This is a genomic window from Ottowia thiooxydans (assembly GCF_040548795.1).
GTDB classification, from domain to species: Bacteria; Pseudomonadota; Gammaproteobacteria; order Burkholderiales; family Burkholderiaceae_C; genus Ottowia; species Ottowia thiooxydans_A.
Genome location: NZ_JBEPSH010000007.1, coordinates 282,333 through 297,240, shown reverse-complemented (window position 1 = coordinate 297,240; position 14,908 = coordinate 282,333). Strand labels below are relative to the sequence as shown.

The following is a 14,908-nucleotide window of genomic DNA, read 5'->3' as shown; positions in this document are numbered from 1 at the left end:
AAGTACGCATTTATATGAGCAAAGGCACTAGCTGTAGTTGGCCAGTTCTGCGTTGAGGACTGTCGCGCAGATTGACTCGCTTAGAGAGCTCATCAGCGCTCTCCCTGCGCTCACTGTAACGGTCAACCAGATACCCTGTGCAATCGCGCGTCAGCAGGGTGAACTTCACCGGGCCAGACGACAGCACGAGCCCGGCCAAGTATTGAGCACGCGTGCCAGCTAGTTTTTCGAGCGAAATTATCGCCAAATCCGCGGCCTGATAGGGCAGCTATCGACTAAGTAGCACCCATTCGAGGCAGCCTATCGCGGTCACATTTCATGTTCATGCCGCGAAGCTTCCAGCGCAACTGAACAAACCAGTCTGAAGTGACGGCGTATCTAACCTCTAGACGAATGAGATACCGTGCTCTACCGGCCAGGGCAGGGCTTTCAGTTCAGCAAGGCGTGCTGCACCCCAGGCACGTTCAATGCCCATTGCGTAGTAGGCGAGCCCGAAGACGTGGCGCTGTAGCCCCAGACTCGAGTCGAAGCTCAGTTTTTCGTGAGGAGGAGTACCTTGGGTGTGGTACTTTTTCAGATAGTGGATGTGGGCCCGCAGTTTGTTCTTGAAATCGCGAGTGAGCCGAGGCTCTGTATCCGACACCGATAGGCCCAACACCACCTTACGTCCACCTGGACCGGCGATGGTGGACTTTGCAAGGTTGGGCTGAAGCCCGTGTTCCTTCAGGATGTCATGCCCCTGATTGAGCAACGCAACCGCCTTGGATTTGGACCAATCGTCTGTTGATGAAGAAAAAACGATGTCGTCGGCATAACGCGTATAGACCATACCGTGGGACTTCGCGAGTAACTCCAATCTACAGTCAAGGTCGAACACTGCAAGATTTGCCAGCAATGGGCTTGTTGGCGCACCCTGAGGAAGATGGCCCAAAGCAGCACTGTTATATTGAAGAATCCGTGCTGTGAGGTCCACTTTGTGACGTCTAGGTCCACCTTTTCTAACTCGAGTGCACAGTCGCGTTAGCTCGAACGCCATCAGAGGCTGATAACCGAATGATCGGAACACTCTGTAGACCTTGGGCTCCAGTACTGATTCGAAGAAATTCATCACATCCATCTTGACTAGCCAACGAGCATTTCGGTGTTGGGCAGCCGCATCCCGAATTCTCGATCCGGGTTGATAGGCGCTGGATGCATTGTGGGCACAAACTTTCTTCAGGATGTGTTCGTGAATCCATCGCTGCGCCTTCATGAGCAGCGGATCTGGCACGCATATGGTGCGCATCCTCTTGCCCTTGAAACCGGCATTACCCTTCTTCAAAGAGAAGACACGATAGAACGTGACATCGTTGCGACCGCCGCGCGCCGCAACGTCGCGAAGGTAGCTGTAAGGCACGCCTGTCTCACGGGCCAGATGATTCAATGTAAAGAGAATTGCCGCGCCTGGCGCGGCTTTGCGTATGAGCGCAGCGGTGCTGACCGCGTTTTCTAGAACGCGGGTATTGCGCTTCTGACTATGTCCTGAAGCAAGATATCGCTGAGAGTTCCAGTGGTTCATCTACCTTTGGCCCCGCTCGCGGAGCATCTCCTGCCCTGGCCCGAGGTTACGCTGGTAGCCAGGCGCAGGAGATGGTGCAAGTAGGCGCAAGTTCAATTTCGGCTTTCGGACTCCTAAGCCTCGCCACAGCAAAAGCTACGGCTCGACCACGGGGAGTCGCCTCCCCATGGAAACTAGAGTGTTGCCACTACGGCGGAGCTCTCAGCGACAGCGGATAATAATACGGACTTGGTGAGGCTGGTGCCAGGGTTGATGTAGAGGCTTTCTGATTCAGGTGATTGATGAATGCATGGCCCTCCGAGGTAATCCGTCCGTTGGTTGTCAGTAGCTTCTGCTGGATGGCTCGGTCGAAGGCGGCTATGACCCGTACATACGGCAGGAGCGACGCTGCCACGAGGTCTTCCGTTTGACGCTTTCCACGAAAGACCGCCGCTAACAATCTGACGACATCTTGCTGCTCTTCGGTGCTCCTGAGAAACGACTTATTCCTCACGATGTTGCCAAGTCTGAGTGCGTCGAATGCTTCAGAGGACTGTTGCGCAGGATCTGCAGAAATGACGTGATTTATCCCCTCCGTAGTGCGTGAGGGAAAGAGTGGCTGCCATCTGTGTTGGCCTTTTTGAGCTGACTCAATGAACATTGCAGGAACGTTGTTCGGGCAAGAGTGCTGGAAGGCCATGAGTGCGCCTGTGTCCCTAAAACCTAAAGGCTCACGCGCGTTCTGAGGGAGTCGCCGGCAAAGCGAAATTATTTCCTGCGCAGTTTTGCTTCGGAAGGCCGACTTGATAGTTGGGCACGTTCGGACAACGTGGACATTAGGGCGACTGGGATGTCGCTTGACATGCGCGATCCCTGCATCGGTCCCGGAATAAGCGAACACCATCAGCTTGCGATATCCACTACTGTGCCAACTGCGAACGGACGCGAGGCGCCAGAGAGCGTCCAGCATGTCGCGTGACCTCTTGCCAGAGCCGATGAAGTCGGTCACAACGACTAAGTACGTGGCCTTTCCTGGGGTTAGGTCGTTCGTGTGTGGCTGCAAGGCGAACCGATTCTTGCGCAGCTTACAGAACTTGGAAATCGCCATCGCCACGACGCCTTCGCTGCCTATATCCTGCTGTCGGTTTTTCGGAGACTTCACAGCGGGTAGCGCGCTGCCATGCGCCGTCCACTTCTTTGGAAGTCCCCTACCTCGTGGGCGTCCGACTTCGAGGTACATCTTCTCGGCGATCTTTCGGGGCGACAATCTGGTAACGATTTTTCGATTGTCGGGCTGCTTGTACGGCCACTTAGGCTTTACCTGCTTTAGTTCGCGTTCAATGTAAAAGGCTGCGGTCGAGGGTGCCGGCAGCTTTGACGCGATCAATGCCTTCAAGTCTCTTTGAAAGTCATCAGCAGATATGAATACAAAATTCTGAAGCAGTTTAGTCGCCAGAGCACGGTCTGCAGGTATCTTGAACTGGCCTAACCAAAGATCAGCTGCGCGGCTGCAAATCAGTGACATTAGAATCGTCCTTGCACAAGAAAGCCATTTAGCGGGCACGCAACCGCGTGTCGGCAGGAATCAGGATGCTAACGCTGGTTAGCTGGTGGCTTCATCTTGGAGATGAGGTTGGTTGCCCTTTAGCTCGACTGCAGATTTGGCTACCCGACGTCGCCTAAAAGGAAACTATCGGACCGACCTTGGTCGAAGGATAGACCAACGTGTGAGGTCGCCAGCAGAGCCAACTTCGATTCGACCATGGCGTCCAAGCACGGCTAGTCCAGTTTCGCGTGATGCTCGATCGATGTTATTCAGTCTACAGATTTCTTGCACGGTGGATGCTGGAACGACAGAAATCGCCCCGCTTTGATCGACAGTCCGACGAAGTAGGTTGAAAAGTCGACCAGTACGTCCCGCGTACTGAATGTTTTCAAGACGTCCCGCGCCGTTGACGGCATCCAAACTCTTGGACTGCGCAAGGAGCCACGCTCCCTTCGTTTTTGCCTCCATATTTGCCCTCCACTTTTTTTACTGACTTCTTAAGCACTATGTCATAGTTGGTCGTTATCACTGTACGTGTAAGAGAGATGTCAGGACAGTTGCCTGCAAAGATTGAACGGCATCATTTGACTATTGGGATAACCACAACCGACGGATCTCAGACGACACATCGAATACCGAAAACGGTTAGCTCGTTGACTCCATCGGAGACGGTTTTGATGGCCTGCGCCTGACTCTCCAGATAGCTCACCAAAGCGGGAAACGCCTGACCGGTCGCACCACCTGGGATGCTCCAGGTCTTGTTGTCGAGTTGCATGAGAACAAGGATTCCCCGCGTGCTATTGGCGCCACGCAGGTATTGGCCAACAATCTGAGTTCTGAGAGTGTCGGTCAGCGAGTTTGCAGAGTAGCTCCGAGTCGAGTCGACGGGCTTAATTTCGATGCAGACATTTCCCGCAGGGCAGCTAAGTTGAATGTCTGTCATGTTGTCGTCGTCAACTTCTTCTTCTCTGTGGACGCTAAATCGACGATTCTGGGTTTCGCGAAACTTCGCTGCTAGCCATCGTTGAAGAAACTTTTCCGGGATTCTTGGACTAAAGAGGTCCCGCTCACTGAAAGGGCCTTCTTCGAGATTCTTGCGTAGCTCCTCCAGTCGGGCTAGGACCTGCTCGTAGAGGTGGGCCTCGGTCCGCGGCTCTGACTGAAACGGGGAACCAATCGCCTTCAGCTCGGCAGCCGTCCTTTTCGCTACCAGCTCAGCATCTAACGACGCATGCTCATTCACCCTCCCTTTCATCCAATTGCGTTCGGTTGGGTCCGTATGTCTGGCGAGCAAAGATACTAAGCCTTTGTGCCCTATCGGTCCGCGAGCCGCTAGAAATGCGGTGACTATACCTTCACGCAGGCGCTTTGAAGGGGGTCCGAAGAAGTGACTATCGCTGTCCTCCGACGGGGTGGACGCCGCCGGCGGATACATGCTTAGCATCGAGTGAATGCCGAGGAGCACGTCGGCCGTCGGGCTGTCCAGAGGCACCATCAACCATTTCAGGTCGCCCACCGCAGCGGCAAAGCTGCTCACCGCAGGTTCGACGTCCCCCGGGAAGGTTTGAACATGCCGAACGAACCACGCCCAGGCGCTGTGGGCCTCGACCTCCATCCAGACACGAAGCCAAGTCATTTCGGCGAGCGCACCCGTTGGCCCTATAGAGGAGTCAAGCTTGCTTTGGCAAAGCGCAGTAAGGGTGGCAAGCGGCAACAATCCGTCCTCCTTGAGCGCGTCAATCACTGCCTTGTGGGTGTCATCGCGTACGATGCCGCCATCAACGGCCAGCGGAACCAGCGCAGCTATGAGTTCCTTGCGAACATCTGAAGCACAATTGAGCGCCATCTCCAATGCTCCGCGAACACCGTTGCCGGTAGTGGCCGATTGGGCCTCTGCCAGTATCCAGGCCGTAAGCGCAACGTTGACCGTGGCCGAATGCGTCCTTGTCAAGGGTTCTAACCACGTGGGAGGACCGTTCAACTCCCAGACCGCAAGTTGGGCAGCCCTCTCGACCTCCGTCGCTGAGAGGGAGGTTATGACAGCCTGACTCCGCAAAGTCAGGCGTACCCCAGCAAGAGCGACGAGCGCAGACCATGGAAGTTGACCATTGGAAACGTCGGACGGGTTTGGCGGGACCGACATTGGCCAGTATGCCCTCAGACCTTCCTCGAATGCTTCTGCGATTTGTGGGCCGAGGCTAGCCGCCAGGGCGTCGAAGTCAATCGTCGAATGGTCGTTGGTTCTTGAGCGACTGAAGGAGTACTGAAGAAGGCGCTGAAGCCCTCCGAAGTGCGTACCAGTACGAATCTGGGGAAGGTGAGCGGTCAGACTCGTCTTGAAAGCTTCTAGGTCTCGTTCGGTTGCCGCCTTTCGCAGCTTTTCTTCTGCCCCCCAATGTCGAGTCTGAGCTGCGCCTTGCCGCCATAGCTTGTACTCAGCTCTGACAAGAATGCCACGCTTTGAAGTCTCGCCTTGCACTCCAAGTGCTCGGAGCGCGTCTGCGCGCGACTTATGGCGCTTATTCTTGAATACAACCTCCAACGCTACGGAAAACCAGACCTCCTGCTCGAAGGTGGGCAGAGTCGAGTCGTTGGCGCATCGTGTTAGCTCGGGTAAATCATCTACGTCAAAGCTCACGATGCACGAGGCCCCCCAGGTCAGGCGACGTGTGGAGTGCCGGATGTCGTCGGATTCTGCGATGGCGAGTGCCAAGCTCCAGCGAAGACCTGGGTGCTGGGCAATTGCCTTGCGGAGCCGACTGAACTCAACACGGTCTGTGAAACCGGTGTCGCGCTGCGCTTCGATTCGCTCTGCCGCGTCTAAGTAGACCTTCGGGTAAGCGGTAGATGTAGGTTGAAGCAATGCAAGGACGCGCTCATAGCAATGGGGCAGTGCGTCCAACAACCACGCACGTTCAGGTTGGTCGGGATCAGTGAAGCGCGCGAACCGTTTGCCTGGCATCGGGCGTGGCAGTGAGGCCATGACCGCGCTGAGCAGTAGTGTTGCGCCCGGCAGGTCGGCTGAAGGCAGCAGGCCGCTCTTAAGGGCCTCTGTCATTGGCCCACCACCATACACGGCTTCACTTCGGGTCGAGTCAAAGATGGCAGACAACTGAGCCACGGTGAGTGAACGCCATTCGACAGCCTGCAGAGCGCGAGCAATGAGTTCGTTGGAGCCAAGGACGGAAGTCTGCAGGTCGACCAAGACGGCTGAACGGTGTGCCGGAGTTGCAACTACCTCGAGGACTTCCAGCGCATATCGGCGCTCCCACTCTTGCGCGGTGGTGTTTCTATAGATGTCGAAGGCGCCAGATGCGCAATCGGCCAGCTTCGCGTATCGAGCAAGGTAGAAGCACAAACTCCGAATCTGTGGCGGACGTGACGGGTCCACAAGGGCAGCAGCAACCTTGCCGTCGCTGAGTGACCGCCCCACCCGCATGTATTCGCTGGCGCTATTGACCCACTTTGTCTGGAGGCCGAATTTGGAGCCGGAGACGAAGTTGTCGAAGGCCTTGTCTGCCGACAGCCCGTCCCAGGCCTGCGGGTCGCCCTCAAAGAAGAGGACTTCAGGGAAGTCTCGCACCACCCATTCCCTTGCCTCCACGCTAATGGTCGCTAGCCAACTGAGCGCCGCGCGACGGGATGGGATTAGCACAGACGTGCCGTAGGGGCTGGCGGCGAAAAGACCCTGCAAGCGGAGCAAGGGAACGCCGAGCTCCAATTGCCGCCTCACCCAATGTGCAGCAAGGTACTCTCGGATGGAGCGGTGATGAAACTTGACTCGACCAAAACTTGCTTCGTCGAAGACCGCAGTCGCCAGAAGTCGGCGAACCTCGGTTGGGTCCCAGTCGCTCAAAATAGTGTGCGGAGCGAGCTCATTGTCGGCCGGAACAGCGCCCGGTTCTAGAACGAAGAACGCGGCGCTTCCGAACTCTGCGGCCGCGGCAAGCGCAACTGCTCCTGCCCGAAGCTGGTCAACCGACAAGACCTCGCCTGCCACTTCGTAGCTGTCATTGAATTCCTGAAGGCGGTTTGAAACGTTGACCTCAATCAGGTCGCGGTAGGTGCCAAGCGTCTTTCGCTGATTCCAAAGGCCAACCATCCACTGAAGGTCCAGGGGACGGGTTGCCATGAACTCGTAGTCACCATCTTCGACCGCCGACCAGAACAGCTCCACGTCCTGGAGCTCGAAGGCCTCGGCGCAGCGCCGTGCCTCGGTGTTTGACAGGGGGTCTAGCGTTACTACAAGGGCTTCGACTTTTGCGGCGTCGTCATCCGCAGGAAGCGAAACGGATGAAGCCTCGTCCAATGAGAGTGGCCTTTCGGCAGCCGCCTTGGCGCCGAATGCCCGCTGAATGGGCATTGCCAGGCGGGTATCGACCGCAGCTCGTACGCTAACAGCTGACCAATCCGTAATCCGAGTCGATATGGCGACGCGGACCCGCCAAAGGTGAGGGCCAAGAGCTTGTTGAACCAACGTCAGCGCACGTTCGAAGTCCGCATGGGACCTCAGTCGGGCCTCGTCAACTGCGTCAAGGAAGAAATAGCCTGTAGCGGTGGACGCCGCCCAAGCTGCGTAGGAGTCTTCACACCCGATCAGGGCAAGCGTCCAAGAGTCGGAATCTTGCAGCTGATTCAGGGGCAGGAAGAACGCGGCCTTCCCCCCTCCTGTGAGACGCGCAACTTCGTGCTTGAACTCGGTGGTCTTGCCGATGCCGGCCTCACCGAGAACGACAACGAGCGGTTTCTCGTGCAGGTCGCTCCACGCGTGCCTACCGTTGCGCATGCCAAGGAAGGCTCCCCAGTCTTCGTCTTGGACTTCAGACGACTCGCTTGAGTACTCTGAGAAGGAACGATGTAGGTCGATAAGCATGTGGATAGCCTACCGGATAGCCGGGACGGAAGAGTCTGATCTAGTCACCTGCCGCTACAAGGGGCCGTATTGCCCCCGCCTCCCGCGAACTTCTTCCTGCATGGCTCGCTGAAATTAGCTGGGCGAAAATCGCTCAAGAAATTTTATTTTTGAGAACCATTGTGTAGATCGCACTGGATATTTCGCAAGAACCTCTTCATATTCAAAAGTGGATGGGCCTAGAAGTTGCTCGCAAATGCTTCGTGACGCTTGAGTTGCTGAGAATAATGCTGAGCGTGCCATCGCAAGCGAAGCCAACGCCGACTCTTTATGAATAGTAGCGTTTCGACGTAGGTGCAAGGCACTTGCAGATTTAAACGGTTCGGTTTGTAGATGGAATCCTTGACCAGTAATTTCGAGCGGCCATTTTGTGAATGCGTCACTGAAAATTGCTTTTTTCGAAAAATCCTTTTCGTACTTAGGAAACTTTCCAGGCGAGGCGTCAAGCAAATGCCGCAAACATTTGAAGAGCATCAATTCGACGAGGTGATGGGACGAAAGAATTAACATTTGGCAAAGAGGCCCGTGATGGATCTCGAACTGCCATTGTTCTGGCGGTAGCTCATGTTCCGCAGCCCATTGACATCCAACGTACATTCCCGACCATGAATCTAGGCTGAGATTACTGCTTGAGAAAGATGCACTTATTTGGATCATAAAATATAAAAGCTAATGAATAGAGTTTAACTGCCGCGTGGGCAAGCCAGAGTCATGGGCGAAGTACATACGCAGCAGTTAAACCTTTTTGGACTGAACCAACGCACCGAATGGCTGTTGGTGGCGATACAGAGGATTGCTCAAGAAAATCCTGCCGATAAACACAAATTATTTCCCGATTCAGGGTGCTTTCGGGTCTTCATCTCTGAGCTGCGCGCACCCATGCCGGCACACCAGGCGAGTTGGGTGAGCCTCTGTGCCTAGATGCCGTGGCCTGCCCGGGTTTTTAATCAATGACCGTTTTGAAGACCAAGGCCCACCGTCGGTTCAGGGGCAATAGCAGACATCCATTGCAGTCTGCTATCTCGGATAGGTCATTTCCTAGCGAGTGCGTCCAGAAACACCATGATATTCCTGAGCACGCTCCACGCGACGGCGACAGGCAGTAACACGAGACCTATTAAAAGGAAGCAGGCCATTAAAGCCAGACCGCTGAGCTACAGCGTCTGCATTGCGACCGATTCACAGACGCAATCGACCCCCACGCGCATAGGAATTTAATAGTGGTGCCCTTCGACTTTCCTACCTGAATATATTTGATCTCATCGGTCAAGCTGGCGCATCAGATGAGCAGCAGTCATTGACCCGAAGTCAAGTGGCCGCAACCAGCCTTCAGCAGGTTAATCGCGGCCATGAAGCAAATCGACTAGCAGCATCTGCGGCTGATCCACAGCCAGCGCCGCCCATCAGCAAAACAGGCGTTCCCTTATTTGTGGCTTTGAAGCCATTGGTAATTGCCGTATCCTCGAGCCAACGGAGGAAAACCAAAGTGGCGGTACTGATTCCCGCAATGGGTGCCTGCGTCGGGCGGATGACGTCCGGCGAGCGACGCCTCGCAGAGCGATTGGAGCAGAAGCTCGATGACGACTACTTGCTTTGGTATGACGTGCCGGTCGGCCCTAAGCAAACCCACCCCGATTTCGTTGTCATCCATCCACGCCGCGGCATCCTGATCCTCGAGACCAAGGACTGGCGCCTTGATACGCTTGTGGAAGCCACTAAGCAGGCATGGACCCTCAATGTTGCTGGTCGGCCTAAGGTCGTCATCAACCCAGCTGCGCAAGCCCGCCACTGCGCGATCCAGGTTGTTAACGCCTTGGAGCGTGATCCCCAACTCGTGCAGGCCGATGGGCCTCACCGGGGAGCGCTGGCCTTCCCTTGGGGCAGCGGTGTCGTTTTCACCAACATCACGCGCAAGCAATTCGAGCAGTCGGCTCTGGACCAGACTATCGACGCCCATCTCGTCATCTGCAAAGATGAGATGCTGGAATCGGTGGAGCCCGAGAGCTTCCAGCAGCGCCTGTGGAACATGTTTCCTCACGCATTCGGCAAGGCCATCTCCGTGCCGCAACTGGAAAGAGTTCGCTGGATCATGTTTCCGCAAGTGCGGGTTCCAGTGCAAGGCAGCCTGCTGGTCGAGGAGGCTGATGATCTGCCGGACATGATGCGGGTCATGGACTTGCAGCAGGAACAATTGGCCCGCAGCCTTGGGGAAGGCCACCGAATCATTCATGGGGTCGCGGGATCCGGCAAGACCATGATCCTGGGCTACCGCGCTGAGTACCTGGCCAAGTCACCTTCGGCCAAGCCCATTCTCGTGCTTTGCTACAACGAGCCTTTGGCGGTGAAACTTAACGCTTTTTTCACGGCCAAGGGGTTCGCAGACCGGGTACATATTCGCAACTTTCATAAATGGTGCCGCCAGCAACTAGTGGCCTATGGGCAACCCATTCCACCCCAAGGCAAGGGCATGTTCGATCAAATGGTCGACTACGTGATTCGGGGCGTAGATCGAAGGCTGATTCCGTCTGGGCAATACCAAGCAGTCATGGTTGATGAAGGCCATGATTTTCGATCCGAGTGGCTCAAGCTTGTCACTCAGATGGTTGACCCCGAGACCAACAGCTTGTTGATCCTGTACGACAGCGCCCAGAACATCTACGGCAAGAGCAACGCGCGTGGTTTCAGTTTCAAGAGCGTGGGCATTCAAGCGGCGGGCCGCACGACCATTCTCAAGATCAATTACCGCAACACGAAACAGATCCTGCAAACAGCCAACCGCGTCGCCGCCGAGTTTCTGAAGCCTGGCGCCCAAGACGATGACGGCATACCGCTGGTACAACCCATCAGTTGTGGTCGGGAGGGACAGGAACCGTTGATCGTTAACCTGCCGTTTCCAAAGGACGAACCTGCCAAGATTGCGGAACTGCTGGCTACCGCTCATGAAGAGGGCTATGCCTGGGGTGACATGGCCGTACTCTGCCGAGATCACGAATCCATGGATCAATGCGCCCGTGCTCTGACGCACCGCAAGTTGCCTCACCGCGTACGACATCGTTCAGGCGACTTCGATCCACTCGCCGACACCATCAAGGTGATGACCATGCATGCGAGCAAGGGGCTGGAGTTTCCAGTGGTAGCCGTTGCGGGTGTGGGGCAGATGCCCCGAGAGGGGGAAGAAACGGCGGATGAAGCCAAGCTGTTTTATGTAGCAGCGACTCGAGCCACACAAAAGCTGGTGCTTACTGTGGCAGGTGATGGAGCTTTTGCGAAGGCTCTGATCGCTTAGCCAGAATTAAGTGAAAGCTCATATTGCCGACTTCGGCAGGAACGATCGACTTGTTCCCTCTGCTCATTCGTGCTGTTCAACAGCCGCACCTCAGCGGAAGCTGACAGTGGCCGGTGCGCTGGATTGCGACCGGTGCGCCGCTGAGTCCAGTCATTCACCTTGGGAAGGCGCCGTACATTCCATGCGGACACCGCCCGCAGCCGCTATTGGTTCCATTTCTGACGAGTCGAATGCGCTTTTGGGTGGCCTGTGAACTAGACCAAGGTGACCACACCGCGGGTCGAAAGATCGGTCAGATTGCTAGATCCATCGGACATTTCTATTGGCCAACCACCGGAGAAACCTTGAGTAAGCGCAGGACCTAGCAAGGACACATACGCAGGACCAGAATCCTCTTCATCGCTGAACGATGAGCAGACCAGTCCGACAAGTTGGCCACTTGTATTGAAGACCGGACCGCCGCTCATCCCGCCCCAAGCCGGGCAACGGACTTCGACGGAAGGCCAAGGTAGCATCGCACGATCACGCCCTTGTGGGAACACTTGCGACACTTCGCCTCGGCAGCACAGCAAATTTCCAGCAAAGTGCAGCACCATTGACTGGCCCGCGATTTCTGCCTCCGTATGATCTAGCCGAAAGCCGCAAAGCGTCAGACTCTCACCGACCTCTGGGATGCGCGCCGAAACAACTGCTTGGTGGAAAGTCCCCGATTTCGGGACGTTGCTCGCGAGCGTAAGCCCAATGATGTAGAGGTCCGTGTTGGGGACTTCATTGACCTTCGATATTCTCCAAGCCTGCAGGCCCTCCTCGCTGGCACCGGTGGCAAGACATGCGATCTGACCCGAAAGCAAACCTTCGAGGTGTGGTTCCACCACGTGCTTCGCGCACAGCGCAATTCCTGGGCCAACGACTACCGCAGACCCGTCAACGGTGTGACCGTCTGCACCTGCGAAGTGAATTGCAAGCAACATTCCACTGAAGACGTGCCAATTGCGTAGCCATGTCGCCCTTTCCCATTGGTTAGTCGTGATCAATCCCGCTTCGAAAATCAGCGAGGTCCCAATGGGCACCTGAGGCCCCGGATCCTCAACAATTTCAGTTTGAAGGACCTTGCTAAAGTCTTGAGTTACGTCGAGCGATGGCATTTGGCTAGTATCACCGACAGCGGCAAGCGTCTGCCTCAACCCGGGCGGCACCGATAGCGGATTCGCCGCCGGGTAGATCGTGCTCCACCCGGACGAAGGCAGGTCAGACTACGGGCTTCCCGATATTCAGCGAATGCTGCCAGTATGACAAAGTCTACATTCGACCCGGCACAACACACAGTGCCCGACAGCGAGCCATAGGCTTGGAGATCGTTTCCTCCGAAACACAGCGGGAAGCGGACCTAGACCTTGATTGGTCGAGCGACCGCAACCCGCCGAAAGCGGCTGTAAGTCAGCATGGCGACGCTGCTCTTAACCGCAGAAACTTGTTGAGGCGTACTTTGTGAAAGCGCTGAAGTTGCCCGTGTAACGCACTAAGGTGCACAAATCCAACGCAGTGAACATGGCGTTGTCTTGCAGAAATTGCGATCGAGGATAGGCAATTGCTGGCGGTCAAAACGCTGTACGATGGCTACAAAGTAGTCACACGCACCCCAGAAACAACAAAGCCCAGCGGGTTAGGCTGGGCTAAGTCGTTATTTGTATTGGTGGCGCTTCACGGATTCGAACCGCGGACCTGTGGATTATGATTCCATCGCTCTAACCGACTGAGCTAAAGCGCCAAGCCCGCAAGTATAACCTTATTTTTTGCAAGCCCCAAAACTTCGTTCAATAAAGTAGTCGCTCGACTTTCCTGCGGCGCTTAGCTTCAAGAGCTGGGCAGCCGGGCTAATTCATCGCGTACCAGCTTCACGATCAGCCGGTCGAGCGTGTCCACCGAATAGCCGCTCACGTCGTGTGAAGTCTCCCTGCCTGAGCCGCTTCCGGGGCGGCTGGCGTCGGCATAGGTCAAGAAGACGAAGCGGCCCCCTGTGTACTGGGCAATCTGGCGCTGGATGTATTCGCCCTGGCGATCCAGGCCGCTGGCGCCTACGCTGAACACCTTGATGCCTTTGCCCAGTGCGGCCAGCATGTCGTTGTCGTATTGTGGGCCGCCGTAGTCCAGGTGGGGTGGGGCGTCTGCCAGCAGAACCACCAGACGCGTGGTGCCGTCGCCGCGCCAGCTGAGGTTGTGCACGGTCTCATGCAAGGCTTCGTTCATGGCTTCCGGGGTGTCACCGCCTCCGTCGGCGCGCAAGTTGTTCAGCACACGCTGGAATGCATTCAGATCGTTGGTGAAATCGTGGCTGCGCAGCAGAAAGGCGTCTCCTTTGTCTCGGTAGGCCACCATGCCAAAGCACAGGTCCGGCTGGCTGGGCAGGTGGGCGACTTCGTTGGCGATGCCGGCCAGGCTGGTTTTGAGTTTGCCGATTTCGTCTCCCATGGAGCCTGTGGCGTCTATCAGGAACACCAGATCCAACTGGGCGCGTGCGGGCAAAGGCGTAGAGCTCAGGGTGATGTCGACTGCGCTTTTTTGGCCTCGGCGCAAAAACCCTCTGGCTTCCTGGCCGCCTTGGCGCACGGAGACTTCATACACCGAGCTGCGGGAAGAATCGAAAGCGTTGGGGTGAACCCAGACGCGGCCTGCGGTGTCAGTACGTGCCCACATCGCTGCGCCCTGTGATGAGCGCACGGCGACTTCTGCATCGGCTACGGGCCGGCCCGCGCGGTCCTTGACCAGCAGTTGGTAACGTTCACTGATGTCCCGCGCGCGGTGTTCGACCTGGGTGCGGCCACGGAAGTCCATGTAGGCCGTGAAATCGGCGTTGTCGTCCACCATGCCGGCGGTCACAGGGGCGGGGCGACGTGGAAGCATCTGGGGAGCGGGTGCCTCGGCGACGGATCCGGCTGCTGGACTGGCGCTGTCTTCGACAACAGCGCTGCGTTTGGACTCCATGCTGGGTGGCCGCGCCGTGGTGATTGGGGCGGCAGGAGGAGGGGCCGATTCCAGCCTTTCCCGCGTGGCGTAGCCGCGTGAGCGGTCGCTGCGGGCGCTGGCTTCGGATTCTTGGCGCCAGCCAGGCTCGCGGCCAGGGATTTCTCGGGTTTGGATAGGGCGGCGGCAGTTTTGCGCGCTGGGTGCCTGGAAGTCCGGCGCGGTGAGCATAGGGGGCAGGGCGTGGTTGCCTGTGGGCTGCTGTGGCCTAGACGGTTGCGGCAGGGGTTGTGGGCGGGGTTCAGGCCACACCGTCGGCGGAGGGACAGGGCTCATGGCCTGTGCGGTGAAGGCTACCAGCAACAGGTGAGTGCAAGCCAGCGTGGCAAGGCTGCGGCGGGCAAGAGGGCGTGACATGGTGTGCTCCATCGGGTTGTGATGAAGACTGACACGGGCGAGCGCAGCAGATGGGGTTAAGAATTTTGAAAAATAATCTCTTGGGGGGTTTGGGGGTGAGCGTCGCTGAGGTTTGAGGCGTCGAGTGAAGCTGATTCGACGGGCTGAGACGACTTCGACAAGTTCGCAGCAAACAGCTCGTTTCGTGCCAAAAGAATCAATGGCTTAAGAAATTTGGCCGCCTCCTGAAACCGTTCGGGCTGAGCTTGT

Annotated in this window: 7 protein-coding genes and 1 tRNA gene; 1 reads left to right on the top strand and 7 read right to left on the bottom strand. The window is 56.7% G+C overall.

Annotated features, from left to right (window positions below):
* Positions 1-385 precede the first annotated feature (385 nt).
* The 4 genes from ABIE13_RS18425 to ABIE13_RS18410 all read right to left on the bottom strand — a co-directional run bounded on the left by ABIE13_RS18425 (position 386) and on the right by ABIE13_RS18410 (position 8,505).
* Positions 386-1,558: a reverse transcriptase family protein gene (locus ABIE13_RS18425; protein ID WP_354446095.1), complete on the bottom strand. Its 1,173-nt coding sequence runs from the start codon at positions 1,556-1,558 to the stop codon at positions 386-388.
* 187 nt (positions 1,559-1,745) lie between these two features.
* Positions 1,746-3,062 (bottom strand): phosphoribosyltransferase-like protein, encoded by a 1,317-nt coding sequence (locus ABIE13_RS18420; RefSeq protein WP_354446093.1) that lies wholly within the window; start codon positions 3,060-3,062, stop codon positions 1,746-1,748.
* A gap of 637 nt (positions 3,063-3,699) precedes the next feature.
* Positions 3,700-7,956 (bottom strand): hypothetical protein, encoded by a 4,257-nt coding sequence (locus ABIE13_RS18415; RefSeq protein WP_354446091.1) that lies wholly within the window; start codon positions 7,954-7,956, stop codon positions 3,700-3,702.
* 114 nt (positions 7,957-8,070) lie between these two features.
* Entirely contained in the window at positions 8,071-8,505 is a 435-nt protein-coding gene (locus tag ABIE13_RS18410; RefSeq protein ID WP_354446089.1) for a hypothetical protein, read from the bottom strand.
* Positions 8,506-9,523: 1,018 nt separating this feature from the next.
* Here ABIE13_RS18410 and ABIE13_RS18405 point away from each other — a divergent pair.
* Positions 9,524-11,281, top strand: a complete 1,758-nt coding sequence (locus ABIE13_RS18405) for a DEAD/DEAH box helicase (RefSeq protein WP_354446435.1) — start codon at positions 9,524-9,526, stop codon at positions 11,279-11,281.
* 254 nt (positions 11,282-11,535) lie between these two features.
* Here the strand turns inward: ABIE13_RS18405 and ABIE13_RS18400 are convergent, their stop codons facing one another.
* From ABIE13_RS18400 to ABIE13_RS18390, 3 genes are all read right to left on the bottom strand, one after another.
* Positions 11,536-12,252: a S1 family peptidase gene (locus ABIE13_RS18400; RefSeq protein WP_354446087.1), complete on the bottom strand. Its 717-nt coding sequence runs from the start codon at positions 12,250-12,252 to the stop codon at positions 11,536-11,538.
* Positions 12,253-12,972: 720 nt separating this feature from the next.
* Positions 12,973-13,049 (bottom strand) — tRNA-Met (locus ABIE13_RS18395).
* Between the two features lie 86 nt (positions 13,050-13,135).
* Complete coding sequence (locus tag ABIE13_RS18390; protein WP_354446085.1) at positions 13,136-14,659, bottom strand: VWA domain-containing protein; 1,524 nt, start codon at positions 14,657-14,659, stop codon at positions 13,136-13,138.
* Between the last annotated feature and the right edge of the window lie 249 nt (positions 14,660-14,908).

Bases quoted from the DNA above. Each gene is read 5' to 3' on its own strand.
- ABIE13_RS18425 (WP_354446095.1), bottom strand. From the start codon at position 1,558: ATGAACCACTGGAACTCTCAGCGATATCTTGCTTCAGGACATAGTCAG.
- ABIE13_RS18420 (WP_354446093.1), bottom strand. From the start codon at position 3,062: ATGTCACTGATTTGCAGCCGCGCAGCTGATCTTTGGTTAGGCCAGTTC.
- ABIE13_RS18415 (WP_354446091.1), bottom strand. From the start codon at position 7,956: ATGCTTATCGACCTACATCGTTCCTTCTCAGAGTACTCAAGCGAGTCG.
- ABIE13_RS18410 (WP_354446089.1), bottom strand. From the start codon at position 8,505: ATGTTAATTCTTTCGTCCCATCACCTCGTCGAATTGATGCTCTTCAAA.
- ABIE13_RS18405 (WP_354446435.1), top strand. From the start codon at position 9,524: ATGACGTCCGGCGAGCGACGCCTCGCAGAGCGATTGGAGCAGAAGCTC.
- ABIE13_RS18400 (WP_354446087.1), bottom strand. From the start codon at position 12,252: ATGTTGCTTGCAATTCACTTCGCAGGTGCAGACGGTCACACCGTTGAC.
- ABIE13_RS18390 (WP_354446085.1), bottom strand. From the start codon at position 14,659: ATGTCACGCCCTCTTGCCCGCCGCAGCCTTGCCACGCTGGCTTGCACT.